Origin of the sequence: Kitasatospora sp. NPDC058492, assembly GCF_042720685.1 — a bacterium.
Classification (GTDB): Bacteria; Actinomycetota; Actinomycetes; order Streptomycetales; family Streptomycetaceae; genus Kitasatospora.
This window is the reverse complement of record NZ_JBHXMU010000034.1, coordinates 80324-94611: the sequence shown is the minus strand read 5'-3', so window position 1 is coordinate 94611 and position 14288 is coordinate 80324. Positions and strand designations below refer to the sequence as shown.

10 protein-coding genes and 1 pseudogene are annotated in these 14288 nt (G+C 73.1%); 5 read left to right on the top strand and 6 right to left on the bottom strand.

Going from position 1 to position 14288, the window contains the following annotated elements; genetic code table 11:
- From ACFWPI_RS22740 to ACFWPI_RS22730, 3 genes and pseudogenes are all read left to right on the top strand, one after another.
- A pseudogene (locus tag ACFWPI_RS22740) lies at positions 1 to 88 on the top strand (ABC transporter ATP-binding protein); the annotation flags it as partial.
- A 59-nt stretch (positions 89 to 147) separates the two neighbouring features.
- The gene (locus ACFWPI_RS22735) at positions 148 to 2709 is read left to right on the top strand and encodes an ABC transporter permease (protein ID WP_380381054.1); all 2562 of its coding nucleotides are present in this window, start codon (positions 148 to 150) and stop codon (positions 2707 to 2709) included.
- 146 nt (positions 2710 to 2855) lie between these two features.
- Complete coding sequence (locus ACFWPI_RS22730; RefSeq protein WP_380371426.1) at positions 2856 to 3128, top strand: hypothetical protein; 273 nt, start codon at positions 2856 to 2858, stop codon at positions 3126 to 3128.
- 69 nt (positions 3129 to 3197) lie between these two features.
- Here ACFWPI_RS22730 and efeU read toward each other — a convergent pair whose 3' ends face one another.
- The 4 genes from efeU to ACFWPI_RS22710 form a co-directional block, all read right to left on the bottom strand.
- Positions 3198 to 4031, bottom strand: coding sequence for an iron uptake transporter permease EfeU (efeU, locus tag ACFWPI_RS22725; protein ID WP_063346113.1), 834 nt, complete (start codon positions 4029 to 4031; stop codon positions 3198 to 3200).
- A 35-nt stretch (positions 4032 to 4066) separates the two neighbouring features.
- Positions 4067 to 5389: an iron uptake transporter deferrochelatase/peroxidase subunit gene (gene efeB, locus ACFWPI_RS22720; RefSeq protein ID WP_380371430.1), complete on the bottom strand. Its 1323-nt coding sequence runs from the start codon at positions 5387 to 5389 to the stop codon at positions 4067 to 4069.
- A 107-nt stretch (positions 5390 to 5496) separates the two neighbouring features.
- The gene (gene efeO, locus ACFWPI_RS22715) at positions 5497 to 6645 is read right to left on the bottom strand and encodes an iron uptake system protein EfeO (RefSeq protein ID WP_380371434.1); all 1149 of its coding nucleotides are present in this window, start codon (positions 6643 to 6645) and stop codon (positions 5497 to 5499) included.
- Positions 6646 to 6845: 200 nt separating this feature from the next.
- A complete protein-coding gene (locus tag ACFWPI_RS22710) occupies positions 6846 to 7670 on the bottom strand; it encodes an ABC transporter ATP-binding protein (protein WP_063346115.1) in 825 nt (274 codons plus the stop codon).
- Positions 7671 to 7876: 206 nt separating this feature from the next.
- Between ACFWPI_RS22710 and ACFWPI_RS22705 the strand changes: the two genes are divergently transcribed.
- Positions 7877 to 10027 (top strand): amino acid adenylation domain-containing protein, encoded by a 2151-nt coding sequence (locus tag ACFWPI_RS22705; protein ID WP_380371437.1) that lies wholly within the window; start codon positions 7877 to 7879, stop codon positions 10025 to 10027.
- Positions 10028 to 10077: 50 nt separating this feature from the next.
- On the opposite strand, the gene ACFWPI_RS22700 is transcribed toward ACFWPI_RS22705, so the two are convergent.
- Complete coding sequence (locus tag ACFWPI_RS22700; RefSeq protein ID WP_380371439.1) at positions 10078 to 11406, bottom strand: hypothetical protein; 1329 nt, start codon at positions 11404 to 11406, stop codon at positions 10078 to 10080.
- Positions 11407 to 11615: 209 nt separating this feature from the next.
- Between ACFWPI_RS22700 and ACFWPI_RS22695 the strand changes: the two genes are divergently transcribed.
- Positions 11616 to 13211, top strand: a complete 1596-nt coding sequence (locus tag ACFWPI_RS22695) for a M4 family metallopeptidase (protein ID WP_380371442.1) — start codon at positions 11616 to 11618, stop codon at positions 13209 to 13211.
- Positions 13212 to 13259: 48 nt separating this feature from the next.
- Here ACFWPI_RS22695 and ACFWPI_RS22690 read toward each other — a convergent pair whose 3' ends face one another.
- Positions 13260 to 14288 carry a hypothetical protein gene (locus ACFWPI_RS22690; protein WP_380371445.1) on the bottom strand — a complete coding sequence of 343 codons (1029 nt, stop codon included), beginning with the start codon at positions 14286 to 14288 and terminating at the stop codon, positions 13260 to 13262.

Sequence of the window (14288 nt, the reverse complement as noted above, 5' to 3'; positions counted from 1 at the left end):
CCGCATCGTCGACGAACTCCACCACCCCACCGCCGACACCGTCCTGGACCGCATGCGCCGCTTCGACGCCAAGGGCCGCACCAGCTAGAGCATCCCGCCAGCCCCGCGCCCCCGACCTTCGAGAACCCCCAGGACTGACACCCCCTCATGTACCGCACCGCTTTGCGCAACGTGCTGGCCCACAAGGGCCGACTGCTCATGACGGCGCTGGCCGTCATGCTCGGCACCGCCTTCGTCGCCGGCACCATGGTCTTCTCCGACACCTTCGGCAACGCGCTCAGGACCCAGAACTCCAAGAGCTACACCGACATCGCCGTCACGGTCAGCGACCGCGACGCCGCCCGCCAGGCCTACGACCACACCGGTGAGGACTCCGAGGGCCCGGCCCTCACCGAGGAGATCCGCAAGGCGGTCGCGGCACTGCCCGGCGCCGCCGAGGCGCGTGGCGTGGTCAGCGGCTTCGCCGGCATCGCCGACAAGAAGGGCGCGCTGATCGGCAACGGCTTCTCCACCACCGGCACCAACTACGTGCCGGGCGCCGACGGCACCGACCCGCGCTACCCGCTGGTCGACGGCCGCGGCCCGCACGGCTCGGGCGAGATCGCACTGGACACCAAGACCGCCGAGAAGGGCGGCTACCAGGTCGGCGACACCGTCCGGGTCGCCGTCAACGGCCCGGTGATGAAGCTCAAGCTCACCGGCACCCTGACCACCAACGACCCGCGCGTGCTGGCCGGCGGCTCGCTGGCCGCCTTCGACACCGCCACCGCCCAGCAGCTCTACCTGAGCCCGGGCCGCTACGCCGAGCTGGACGTCAAGGGCAAGCCGGGCGCGGACGACACCGCGCTGCTCGCCGCCGTCAAGCAGACCGCCCCACAGGGCGACTCGATCGAGGCGAAGACCGGGCGCGAGCTCGCCGCCGAGCAGGACCGGATGATCCAGCAGGGCACCAAGGTCCTGAGCACCTTCCTGATGGTCTTCGCCTTCATCTCGCTGTTCGTCGGCATCTTCATCATCGCCAACACCTTCACCATGCTGGTCGCCCAGCGCACCAAGGAACTCGCGCTGCTGCGGGCGATCGGCGCCAGCCGCAAGCAGATCACCCGCTCCGTGCTGGTCGAGGCACTGCTGGTCGGCCTGCTCGCCTCGGCGGCCGGGCTGCTCGCCGGCATCGGGATCGGCGCCGGCATGCAGTCTCTGGTCAGCGCGATGGACGACACCATGCCGCAGGGCTCGCTGGTGATCAAGCCGCTCACCATCGCGGTGACCCTGCTGGTCGGCGTCCTGGTGACGGTGCTGTCCGCCCTGCTGCCGGCCCTGCGCGCCTCCCGGATCGCCCCGGTGGCCGCGATGAGCTCGGTCGAGCAGCCGGCCACCCAGAAGAGCCTGCTGGTGCGCAACACGATCGGCCTGCTGTTCACTCTGGCCGGCGCGGGCTCCCTGGCCGCGGGCGCGGGCGGCAAGGAGTACAAGCTGGTCGGGCTCGGCGCGGGCACCCTGCTGATCGGCGTGTTCGTGCTGACCCCGCTGCTGGCCCGGCCGCTGATCGCGCTGTTCGCCCCGCTGCTGCGCAAGGTCTACGGCACGCCGGGCAAGCTGGCCCAGGAGAACGCGATCCGCAACCCGCGCCGGACGGCGGCCACCGCCTCGGCGCTGACCATCGGCGTCACCCTGATCACCGCGCTGACCGTGGTCGGCGCCTCGGTGAACAAGGCCGTCGACGCGGCGACCGCGGACGACCTCAAGGCCGACTACACCGTCGCCATGCAGAACGGCTCGAAGCTCTCCCCCGAGGTCGCCGGCCAGATCGCCAAGGCGCCCGGCGTCAGCGCCATGAGCGTGATGCGCGAAGTCCGGGTGACGACCGACAAGGGCGACTCCGACTACGAGTTCCTGACGGGCGTCGACGCCGCGACCATCGACCAGCTGGCCACCGTCAAGGTCAAGGACGGTTCGGCGGACGCCCTCAAGCAGGGCAAGCTGATGATGAGCTCGGGCACCGCCCAGCGCCTCGGCTTCAAGGTCGGCGACACCATGGCCGTCACCTACCCGGGCGGGGCCAAGGGCTCGCTCACCGTCGGCGCCGTGCTGGAGGCCAACAGCGCGCTGGCCAACATCGTCGCCCCGGACAACGTGGTGGGCCCGCACGCGCTGCCCGGCTCCGGCCCGGCGAAGGTCCTGGTGAAGGGCGCCAACGGCGCGGACGAGAAGCTGAAGCAGGCGCTGCGCGACGCGACCGGCGGCAACCCGCTGATCGCCGTCAAGGGCGAGAAGGACATCAAGGCGGAGAACCGTCAGCTGATCACCGGCATGCTGAACATGATGTACGGGCTGCTCGGGATGGCCGTGGTGATCGCGGTGCTCGGCGTGGTCAACACCATGGCGATGTCGGTGTTCGAGCGGCGCCGGGAGATCGGCATGCTGCGGGCGATCGGCCTGGACCGGATCGGCATCCGCCGGATGGTCCGGCTGGAGTCGCTGCTGATCGCGCTGTTCGGCGGCGCGGTCGGGATCGGGCTCGGGATCCTGGTGGCCTGGGCGGGCACCCGCACGATGGCGGACTCGCTCAAGAACATCACCACCGTGGTGCCGCCGCTGCAGATCCTCGGCTTCCTGGTCGCGGCCGCGGTGATCGGCCTGCTGGCCGCCCTCTGGCCGGCCCACCGGGCCGCCCGGATGGACATCCTGGGCGCGATCAAGAGCGAGTAGGCGCCCCCCGCAAGCGCGCCGGAGCCCCGGACGGTCCTCGACCGTCCGGGGCTCCGGCGTATCCCGGTCCCACCGGGGCACGGCTGTCGGTGGTGCGTGCAAGGATGCTCGCGCGCACAGGGGCGAGGCGAAGGGGGCCAAAGGTTATGGAGACCAGCCGGTTCACGGGCGAGGACCCGCACGGGCACCAGCACGCGGTGAAGGTCGTCTCGGGGCGGAACAACACCCGGCGCGTGGTCTGCGAGAGCTGCGGCTACCGCAGGTCGGCGACGTTCGGCACGCAGGCGAAGGCCTCCCAGCACCTGTCGCAGACGCACGACGCCGGGTACGTCCGGCAGGAGTTCGCGCCGGGCCCGTGGATCGCCGCGGCCGTCGGGCTGGTCGCCTTCATCGTCTTCCTCTGCGTGTACGGGATATAGCGCCGCACACGACACCGCCCCGCCCGGCGGGGTGCCGGACGGGGCGGGGCGGTTCGCCGAACGAAGGGGTCAGGCGGCCGGCTTGGCGGCGACGGGCTTCGCCTTGCCGCTGAACAGGCCGAAGAACACGGCGAGGGTCGGCACCAGGTAGAGCAGCCAGACCACGAGCTGCAGCACCGTCGGGTCCGGCTGGAAGTTGAACACGCCCTTGAGCAGGGTGCCGTACCAGCTGTCCTTGGGGATGGTGCTGCTGATGTCGAAGGCCACGCTGTGCAGGCCGGGCAGCCAGCCGGCCTCCTGGAGGTCGTGCACGCCGTAGGCGAGCACGCCGGCTGCGACGACCACCAGCATCGCGCCGGTCCAGGTGAAGAACTTGGCCAGGTTGATCTTCAGCGCGCCGCGGTAGAACAGCCAGCCGAGCACCACCGAGGTGAGCAAGCCGAGCGCGGCGCCGATCAGCGGGTTGTAGCCGTCGTTGGTGGCCTGCACCGCCGACCAGATGAACAGCGCGGTCTCCAGGCCCTCGCGGCCGACCGCCAGGAAGCAGGTGACCACCAGGGCCGTGGTGCCCATGGCGATGGCCGCGTCCAGCTTGCCGTGCAGTTCGGTCTTCAGGTGCCGGGCGGTGCGGCGCATCCAGAACACCATCCAGGTGACCAGCCCGACCGAGATGATCGACAGCGAGCCGCCCAGCGCCTCCTGGGCCTCGAAGGTGAGCTGCGACGAGCCGAACTGCAGCACGGCGCCGAAGACCATGCTGAGCACCACGGCGGAGGCGACGCCGATCCACACCGGCGGCAGCTTGTCCCTGCGGCCGGTCTTGACCAGGTAGGCGATCAGGATGCAGACGACCAGGCTGGCTTCGAGGCCTTCGCGCAGGCCGATCAGGTAGTTGCCGAACACGGCACTCTCCTCGGGGGGTTGAACGGGGCGGGGGATCAGCCGAAGAGCGCTTGGCCCCACCACTCCCCGGGCTTTCGGACGCCCGCCGGGCAGGCGAAGTGGGCGGAGCCGACGTGCTGGATGTACTCGTTGAGCTTGTCGCCGGCCGCGAGCCGCTGCTGGAGCGGCACGAAGGCCTTGCGGGTGTCGCGCTGGTAGGCGAGGAAGAACAGGCCGGCGTCCAGGCGGCCGAGGCCGTCGGTGCCGTCGGTGAAGGAGAAGCCACGGCGCAGGATCATCAGGCCGTTGTTGGCGTCCGGGTGGGCCAGCGCGACGTGCGAGCCGGCGGGCATCGCCTTGAGGTCCGGCGCGTCGTGCTCCTTGACCTTGCCGTAGGGGGCGCCCTCGCCCTTGGTGCGGCCGAAGGTGTCCTCCTGGTCCTTGAGCGAGGCGCGGTCCCAGGTCTCGATGTGCATCCGGATCCGCCGGGCGACCAGGTAGGAGCCGCCGGTCATCCACTCGGGGCCGTCGCCGGGGGCGGCCCAGACGTGCTCGGCCAGCCCGGCGCCGTCGGTGCCCGCGATGTTGTGGGTGCCGTCCTTGAAGCCGAGCAGGTTGCGCGGGGTCTGGGCGTCCGGGGTGGTGGAGGAGGTCTTGCCGAAGCCGAGCTGGGACCAGCGGATGTTGACGGTGCCCATGCCGATCCGGGCCAGGTTGCGGATCGCGTGCACGGCGACCTGCGGGTCGTCGGCGCAGGCCTGGACGCAGAGGTCGCCGCCGCTGCGCAGCGGGTCGAGCTTGTCGCCCTTGAAGTTCGGCAGGTCGATCAGGGCCTCGGGGCGCTTGGCGCGGAGGCCGAAGCGGTCGACGCCGTCCTGGTCGAACAGGGTGGGGCCGAAGCCGATGGTGAGGGTGAGCCGGGAGGCGGGCAGGCCGAGGGCCTCGCCGGTGTCGTCCGGCGGTGCCTCGGGCAGGCCGCCGGCGGCGCCGGTGCCGACCTCGCGGCCGCCGGTCATCGCGGCGGCGGCCTTGGTCCACTCCTTGAGCATCTTGACCAGCGACTCGCGGGTCGCCTTCTCGGAGACGTCGAAGGCGGCGAAGTGCAGGCGGTCCTGGACCGGGGTGGCGATGCCGGACTGGTTCTCGCCGTAGAAGGGCACCTCGGCGCCGGTCTGGGCGGCCGGGGCCGGGGCCTGGTCGTCCTGCCGGGTGGCGGCGGCGACCGAGCCGACCGCGGCGGCGCCGAGCGCGACGCCCGCGCCGGCCCAGCCGATCACGGCCCGTCGGCTGACGGCGCCACCGGCGGCAGCGGCCGGGGCGTTCGCGGTGCCCTCGGGGTTCTCGGGGTTCTTGGTGCCCTTGGCGTTCTCGGCGTCCATCGGCGGGCGGATCCTTCTCTGTGCTGACTCGCCGATGCCGTGGCGGCCGCTTCGGGCCGCCACGGCGTCGGTGGGGTGGGGACGGTGCTCGGGTGGGACCGCGGTCGTTACTTGACGACCACGGCGGCGGCCAGCTTCGACAGCGGCTCGCCCAGCGAGTTGACCGCGTCGGAGAAGGTCTTGCGCTCGGCCTCGGTGACCTTGTCGTAGGAGGTGAAGGTGCCGTCGGCCTGCTTGTACTTGGCGAGCAGGGCCTGGATCGCGGTGAACTCGGAGTCCAGGGTCTTGGACAGCTCCGGGTCCTTCTCGGCGGCGACCGGCTTCAGCAGCTCGTAGGCCTTCTGCGCGCCCTCGACGTTGGCCTGGAAGTCGGCCAGGTCGGTGTGGCTGTAGCGGTCCTCCTCTCCGGTGATCTTGTTGGTGGCGACCTCGTCCAGCAGCTCCTTGGCGCCGTTGGCCATGCTGGTCGCGGTGATCTCGGCCTCGGGGATCTTCTTCTGCCAGTCCTTGAGGTCGTTGACCAGCTGGTCGGCGAGCTTCTTCTCGTCGTCGCCGATCTTGGCGTCGGCCCAGAGCGACTTCTCCAGCTTGTGCCAGCCGGTCCACTCCTGGCCGGCCTCCAGCTTGTCCTCGCGGGTGTCGGTCTTGGGGTCGACGTCGCCGAAGCTCTCGGCGACCGGCTCGGTGCGCTCCCAGCCGGTGCGCGACGGCGCGTACAGCGACTTGGCCTTCTCCACGTCGCCGGCCTTGATCGCGGCGGCGAAGGCCTCGACGGCCGGGATGGTGGCGTCGGCCTGCTGCTGGGCGTACGTGCGGTACGCGTCGACGGCGGCGGTCAGGCGCGGGTCGACGGCGGCGGCGGTGGCGCCCTCGCCGGTCACGGTGATCTTCTGGCGGATGCCGTCGCCGACCATGCCGGGCTTGCAGGCGATCTCGTAGGAGCCGGCCTTGATCTCGGCGTTGATGGTGGCCTTGGTACCGGGGCCGATGTTCTCGCGCTCGGTGACGATCTTGTCGCCGGCGCCGTAGACGTAGACCTCGGTGGTCTTGCCGCCCTTGTTGCTGATGTCCAGGACGACGTGGCCGGCCGGGAAGCTGGTCTTGGAGACCTCGCAGGCGGTGTCGGTCGCGTTGATCTTGACCGCGTCCGCGCCGCCCGCCTTGTCGTCCTTCTTCGTCGCACAGCCCGCCAGGGTGGCGGTCGCCACGGCGAGGGTGAGCAGCGCGGCTGCGGTGGAACGGCGACGGGCGGACATGCGGGCTCCAACGGAAAAGGGCATGGGTGTGCCAGGGCGGGGCAGGGTTGAGCACCGGTGGGGGCACCGAACCAGCGACAACCCCGCCTTAGCTAAGGCATACCTTACGTAAAAACTTTTTTACGTCCATACCCGCCCCCCGTCGGAAGCGGGCCGACCGCCCAGCCCGCCCCGACCGGACCCCGCCCGCCCCGGACCCGTCAGCGCCCCGGCGTACGGCGCGCGGCCGCCCGGGCCGTCCACCGGCCCTCGTGCCGGCTGATCCGGATCGGGTGGCCGAAGGTCACGCTGATCAGCTCGGTGGTCATCACCTCGTCCACCGGCCCGGCCGCCACGCACTCCCCGTCCCGCAGCAGCAGGGCGTGGGTGGTGCTCTCCGGCAGCTCCTCCAGGTGGTGGGTGACCAGCACGCTGGCCAGCTCCGGGTGCTGGTGGCGCAGCAGGTCCAGGCTGTCCAGCAGCAGCTCGCGGGCGGTCAGGTCCAGCCCGGTGGCGGGCTCGTCGAGCAGCAGCAGGCGGGGGCTCGGCATCAGAGCGCGGGCGATCAGGGCCCGGCCGCGCTCGCCCTGGGACAGGGTGGTCCACGCCGACTCGGCGATCGCGCCCATGCCGAGCGTCTCGATCAGCTGCTCGGCCCGCTCCAGCACCTCGGGGCCGGGCTTGCGGTGCCACTCCGGCTCGATGGTGTTGGTGTGCCCGGTGAGCACCACCTCGCGGACGCTCAGCGGCGAGCGCAGCGGGTGCCGGGGGTTGACGTGCCCGAGGTGGGCGCGCAGCTCGCGGATGTCCACCCGGCCGAGCCGGCGGCCGAGCACGTCCACCTCGCCCCGGGTGGGGTGGGAGACCGCGCCGAGCAGGGCGAGCAGGGTCGACTTTCCGGCGCCGTTGGGGCCGAGCAGCGCCCAGTGCTCGCCCGGCTCGATGGCGAGGGTGATCCCGCGCAGCAGGTGGCGGCCGTCGCGTACGACGTCCACGTCCTGGGTGCGCAGCAGCGGGCCGTCGAAGGACGGGACGGACGAGCTCATGGGGGCGGACCTCCGAGGTGCGGCGCCGGACAGGGAGCGGGCGGGGCGCCGTACCGGACGGGCCGGCGCCGACCGTCTGCGTGCAGAGTACAACCGTCGCCGCGTGCGGAGCCGGGCCGTCCGAGGAGTGGACGCTCCAGAACCCTGTCGCGCAGCGGGAGTTGGGAGGATGATCGGGGGATTCGGAGGGGATGAGGGGAGCGCCGATGCCGACCGACGGGGAAGCGGCCGAGGACCGGGCGGCCGACACGCTGCACGGACTGGTCGAACTGCGGGCCGGGCAGGCACCGCAGGCGGTGGCCGTCCGCTGCGGCGATGCCGAGCTGACGTACGGGGAACTGGACAAGCGGGCCGACGCCCTCGCCCGCCACCTGGCGGCGCGCGGCCTGGCCCCGGGCGGCCGGGCGGCGGTGGCGCTGGGCCGCGGCACGCAGGTGTACGTCGCGCTGCTCGCGGTGCTGAAGGCGGGCGCCGCGTACGTGCCGCTGGAGCCGAGCGCGCCGGACGCGCTGCTGCGGCACGTCCTGGCCGACGCCGCCCCGGACCTGGTGGTGACCGAGGAGAGCCACCGGGTGCGGCTCGCCGACGCGGGCCCGGCGCAGATCGTCTGCCTGGACACGGCCGACCTCACCGAAGAGCCGTCCGACCCACCGGGGGCGCCCACCGGCCCGACGGACCTCGCCTGCGTCCTCTACACCTCGGGCTCCACCGGCCTGCCCACCGGGGCCCTGGTCGAGCACCGCAACCTGCTGTCCGCGTACCGGGGTTGGCGCGAGGTGTACGGCCTGTCCCCGGCGGACCGGATCCTGCAGACGTCGAGCCTGGAGTTCGACGTCTTCACCGCCGACTGGGTCCGCGCGCTGGGCACCGGAGCCACCCTGGTGGTCGCCCCGCGCAACCTCACCCTGGACCGCACCGCCGACCTCGCCGGCCTGCCCGCCCTGGTGGCCGCCGAAGGGATCACCGTCCTGGAGCTGAACGCCCGCCTCGCGCGCCGGCTGGCCGCCCACCTCGCCCGGAGCGACGCGTCACAGACAGGCGAACCCCTGACCGGTACGCCGCTGCCCGGCGTGCGGCTGCTCACCGTCGGCGCCGAGAAGTGGTACCTGGACGAGCAGTTGGGCCTCCAACGGCTGCTCGGCGACGGGACCAGAGTGCTCAACGTGTACGGCCTCGCCGAGGCCGGCGTGGACAGCACCTACTTCGACGCGCAGGGCACGGCGGCCACCGAGGACGGCGAGCGGGTCTCCCTGATCGGCCGGCCGTTCCCCGGAACCCGGGTGTACGTGGTCGGCCCGGACGGTACCCCGGTACCGCCGGGGCAGGCCGGCGAGATCGCGATCGCGGGCGGCGGCCTCGGCCGGGGCTACCTCAACCGGGCCGACGACACCCGCCACCGGTTCGTCCGGGCGGACTTCGACCCGGACGGCCGGCTACTGCTGACCGGGGACATCGGCCGGCTCCGGGACGACGGCGTCCTGGAGTTCCTCGGCCGGGCCGCGCACGTGGTCGGGCCGGTCCCCTTCGCCCGCAAGGCCGCGGTGGTCTCCCGGGTCGCGGCGGCGGCCCGGGCCGAGGGCCGGCTGCGCGCCCACCCGGCGGTCCGGGAGGCGGCCGTGGTGGAGCTGGAGCTGCGGCCGGGCCGGCGCAGCCTGGTCGGGTACGCGGTGACCGCGCCGGACGTGGACGGGGCGGACGGGGCGGACGGCTGGTCGCTCTCCCAGTACCTGGCGGCCCAACTGCCCGTCGGCGACGCGCCCGAGGCCGTCGTCCCGGTGCCGGAGCTGCCGCGCACCCGGGCCGGCAAGCTGGACCGCGCCGCACTGCCGCTGCCGGCCCCGCCGAAGCACACCGCCGCCGGATCGGCGAAGGCGGGGTCGCGCGCGGGGAAGGGCGGCGGCGGCAAGGCCGGGGGCGGGCGCAGCGGCACGTCGGACCTGCCGGGCTGCGTGGTGCTCGGCTGCGTGGTGTTCTTCTCGCTCATGGCCTGGGTCAGCACCAACGTCTTCTTCCCCGGCGCGACGCAGCTCGGGGCGGTGCCCGACGCGTACCACTTCTGGTTCGAGCTGCTCTACCTGTGCGAGAACCTCGCCTTCGGCGCCGGGGTGGCCTTCCTCTTCTTCGGCTTCCCGGCGGTGCTGCGGCAGGGGCGGTCGTACAGGCTGTCCCTGCTCACCTACCTGTCGGTGGTGTGGCTGCTGGCCTCCTGGTGGCCACAGGACAACCTGTACCGGCTCACCGACGCCACCGACTGGCCGCGCGAGACGGCGATGGTGTTCACCTTCAACGTGCCGCTGATGGCGGCCGCGCTGGTGGTGCTGATCTTCCTGATCCGGCGACCGGCCGCCCGGCGGTGACGGCTGCCCGGTCATGACGGCCTGCGCTGACGGCCTGCGCTGATGATCGGTCAGCGCAGCGCCTCGAACATCCCGGCCAGCCCGTGGTGCGCGGCCGTGAGCAGCGCCTGCGCGGCGTCCAGCGCCTCGGCGCTCGGCCCGGCGAGGGCGAGGCCGACGGCGGGCTCCGGGTCGTGGCCCGCCGTCGGGATCAACGGCAGGAGGGTGACGTCGAGCCGGGCGCAGCGCGGCCGCAGCCGGTCGAGGTGGTCGTACAGCGCGCCCGGGGCGAGCCGGGCGCCGAGCGGCATCGCGTCCAGGGTGCGGACGAGGTGGCCCGGGCCCCGCACCTGGTCGAGGCGGGCCCGCAGCATGAAGGCCACGGCCGGGCCGGTGAGCCGCAGGTTGATCTCGGTGGGGGCGAGCCGGCGCTGCCGGTCGGTGACGAAGTCCACGTCGTACCAGCCGCGGTAGCCCTCGGCGGCCAGCCGCTCCCCCACCGCGAGGGCGAACCGGCGGGCCGTCCCGGCGGCGCTCCGGGGCACCGCGTCGGGGCCGACGGTGACGCCCTGGTAGCGGGTGCCGGCGACGTGCATGTCACCGGCGCCCACCGGGTGGACGGCTCCGTCGGGGCCGACCAGCGCGTCGTAGGTGAGGTCGCGCAGCCGGGCGGCCGGGCCCGGGTCGACGTGCTCCTCCAGCAGCAGGCCGCCCTGGGCGGGCAGGAGTTCGGAGCGGACCAGGCGCCGCAGCAGGGCCCGGCCGCCGCCGGCGGCGAAGAGGTCGGCCGGCTCCACCACGACGGTGCCGTAGCCGCCGACGCCGTGCGGGCTCTTCAGCACGGTGGTCAGCCCCCGGGCGGCGCGGGCGGTCAGCCGGCGGGCCGCCCGGCCCCGGCCGGCCGGGCGTTCCTGCCGGGGGACGACGACGCCCGGGTGGTCGGGGGCGAGTTCGGCGAACAGGTCGTGGGCCGCCGCCTTGGACTCGTAGCGGTGCACCGCGGCCAGTTCGGGGCCCTCGCCCTGGGCGGCGGTGCGGCCCCAGGCGACCACCGGCCGGCCGAGGGCGGCGATCCGCGCGGCCAGGGCCGGCCGTTCGGCGAGCGCCCGGGCGACCGTCCGCTCGGGCGCGACGCCGCCGTGCACCTCGACCGGGCCCCACTCCAGCTCCCGGGCCAGCCAGTCGGTCCACTCCGGGCCGACCTCGGCGGGCAGCACCAGCAGCGCGGGTTCGGGGCTGTAGCAGGTGGCCAGGCAGGCGTAGTGGTGCGCCTGCCGCAGCCGCCGGGCGCGCTGGGCGGCGCCCATGCCCGGGGCGAAGAACTGCTCGTTGAAGTCCGCGACGTTGCCGACGTGGACCGCCGCCCGACCGCCGGTCCAGGCCCCCACCCATCCGTCCATGGGGGCGAGCCTAGGGCCTCGTCAGGTCGTGCGTCATGCGTCGGAACGCGATCGGCCATATGCGGCACGGGTGTTGATTTCTGCTCACTTTTGATTTGAACAGGACACAACTTGGCAAAGATATGACCATTCCTCTAGCTCTACCTGACTGATCGCCGTCAATGTCGGTCGCAGCTCTTTTCCCTGCAGCTACCCCGACTGGAGTCAGAGTGAGCCCCACCTCCTCCTCCCGCCGCCCCCTCGCGGCCGGAGCCATCGCGGTCGTCGCCGCCCTCGTCGCCGTCGCCGTCCCCACCGGCACGGCCTCCGCCGCCACCGGCACGAGGGACGCCGCGATATCCCAGGCCCGCGCCAACGTCACCCACAACGCGGGGGTGTTCGGCTTCGGCGCCGGCCAGGACCTCGTCGTCAAGGACGTCGTCCTCGACGCCGACGGCACCCAGCACGTCCGCTTCGACCGCACCTACCAGGGCCTGCCGGTGGTCGGCGGTGACCTGGTCGTCCACCAGGACGCCCGCGGCCGGCTCAAGGACTCCTCCCGCGCGGCCGCCCACGACGCCGCCGTCAGGTCCACCGTCCCGAAGGTGCCCGCGCAGGCCGGCGCCGCCAACGCGCTCGCGGCCGCACCCGGCGTCCAGGACGCCACCAGCACGCCCGAACTGGTCGTCTGGGCCGCCGACGGCACGCCCCGGCTCGCCTGGCGCACCACCGTCGAGGGCACCGGCGAGCACGGCCAGCCGGCCGGCAAGGTGGTCGTCACCGACGCCACCACCGGCGAGCAGATCGAGACCTACGACGCCGAGCACCAGGCCTCCGGCACCGGCCACTCCGAGTACACCGGCGACATCACGATCGACACCACCGCCCAGAGCGGCGGCGGCTACACCCTCAAGGACGCGGTCCGCGGCCACGTCACCAAGGACGCCAACAACGTCGCGGCGAGCGCGCTCAAGGCCGGCTCCGGCACCGCGTTCACCAGCACCACCAACGTCTGGGGCGACGGGAAGAAGTTCTCCACCGACCGCTCCACCGCCGCCGTCGACGCCCACGCCAACACCGCCTGGACGTACGACTACTACAAGAACACCTTCGGCCGGAACGGCATCAAGAACGACGGCAAGGGCGCCACCGTCTTCGTCCACGTCGGCACCAACTGGGACAACGCCCAGTGGTCCGACAGCTGCTTCTGCATGATGACCGGCGACGGCGACGGCAGCACCGACCCCGAGCAGGTCGACCTCGACACCATGGGCCACGAGATGACCCACGGCGTCACCAGCGCCACCGCCAACCTGCGCTACAGCGGCGAGTCCGGCGGCCTCAACGAGTCCACCAGCGACATCTTCGGCACCATGGTGGAGTGGTACGCCAACAACAAGGTCGACACCCCCGACTACCTGTTCAGCGACCAGTCCACCCCGCCGTGGCTGCGCCGCTTCGACAAGCCCTCGCTCGACGGCCGGTCGGCGGACTGCTGGAGCAGCTCGGTCGGCAAGCTCGACGTGCACAACTCCTCGGGCGTCGGCAACCACTGGTTCTACCTGGCCAGCGAGGGCAGCGGCAGCAAGACCATCAACGGCTACACCTACAACAGCCCCACCTGCAACAACTCCACGGTGGCCGGCATCGGCAACCAGAAGATCGCCAAGATCTGGTACCGCGCGCTGACCGTCTACATGACCTCCACCACCACCTACAAGGGTGCCCGCACCGCCTCCCTGAGCGCGGCCAAGGACCTGTACGGCCTCAACAGCACCGAGTACAAGGCCGTCGCGGCGGCCTGGAGCGGCGTCAACGTCAACTGACGTACCGTCCCCGGGCGGTGGAGGTCAGGCCGTCAGGCGGTCAGGCGGTCAGGCGGAGAACCCCACGTGGACGTGGTCGTGGTGGGTGTCGTCGGTGAAGAACTGGTTGCCCACGCCCGGGATCGCCACCGGACCGCCCACGTTGTACGAGCCGGCGGCGGCCGCGTCCCGCATGAAGGACTCGATCAGCTGCCGGGGCGTCGACGGGTCCACCACCGCCTGACCGTCGATCCGCCAGACGTCGAAGGCCCGGCCCAGCGGATGATCGCTGGGCCGGGTCGTACCGAAGACGTCCAACGGGTGGCCGGTCCGCACCACGCTCACCGACAGCGTGTACGGGCCGGCCAGCCGGAGCATCGCCGCCAGCACGCTGTCGTGCACGGTGCCGCTGCGCAGGTCGGCGGCCGCCTCGGGCGGCAGCTCGATCCTCGACCCGGCCAGCACCTGCGCCACCGCCGGGGCGGGCGAGGCGGCGGCCGGGCCCGGCTCCCCCGGGTTCAGGCCGGTGACGGTCCAGCGCGGCGCGGCCCGGCTCAGCCGGACGTCCACCGTGGTGCCGCCCTCGGCGACCGAGCCGTCGGCCCGGCGGGTCCACTGCCGGCAGACCACCAGCACGCTCGCCGAGTCCGCGAGGATCCCGCCGTACTGGGCGTCGACCACCTCCAGGCTCGCCTCGGCGGCCGTCGGGGCCAGCGGCCCGGCCCGGTCCGCCAGTTCGGGCGGCAGGCCGAGCGCCGCCACCCGGGCCCGGGCCGCCTCCACGCCCTGCCCGCCCGGCGGCCAGGCGCCGAGCGCGGCGACCAGCTCGACGGCGCGGCGCTTGACGTCGGGCTGCACCTCGGACGGGCCGGGCTGCCAGAGCGCGGGGTTCGGCAGGGCGGAGACCGTCGGTGTCCCCGTCGGCGTCGGGGCCACCGTCCACGTCGACGTCTCCGTCGGTGTACCGGCCGGACCCGTCGTCACCGCGGGCCGCCCGGCCCCGCTCCCGCACCCCGTCGCGCCCAGCAGCAGCGCGGCCGCACCCGCCCTCAGCACACCGCGCCGGCCCGCACCCCGGGCACCGTCTCCGCTCGTCAC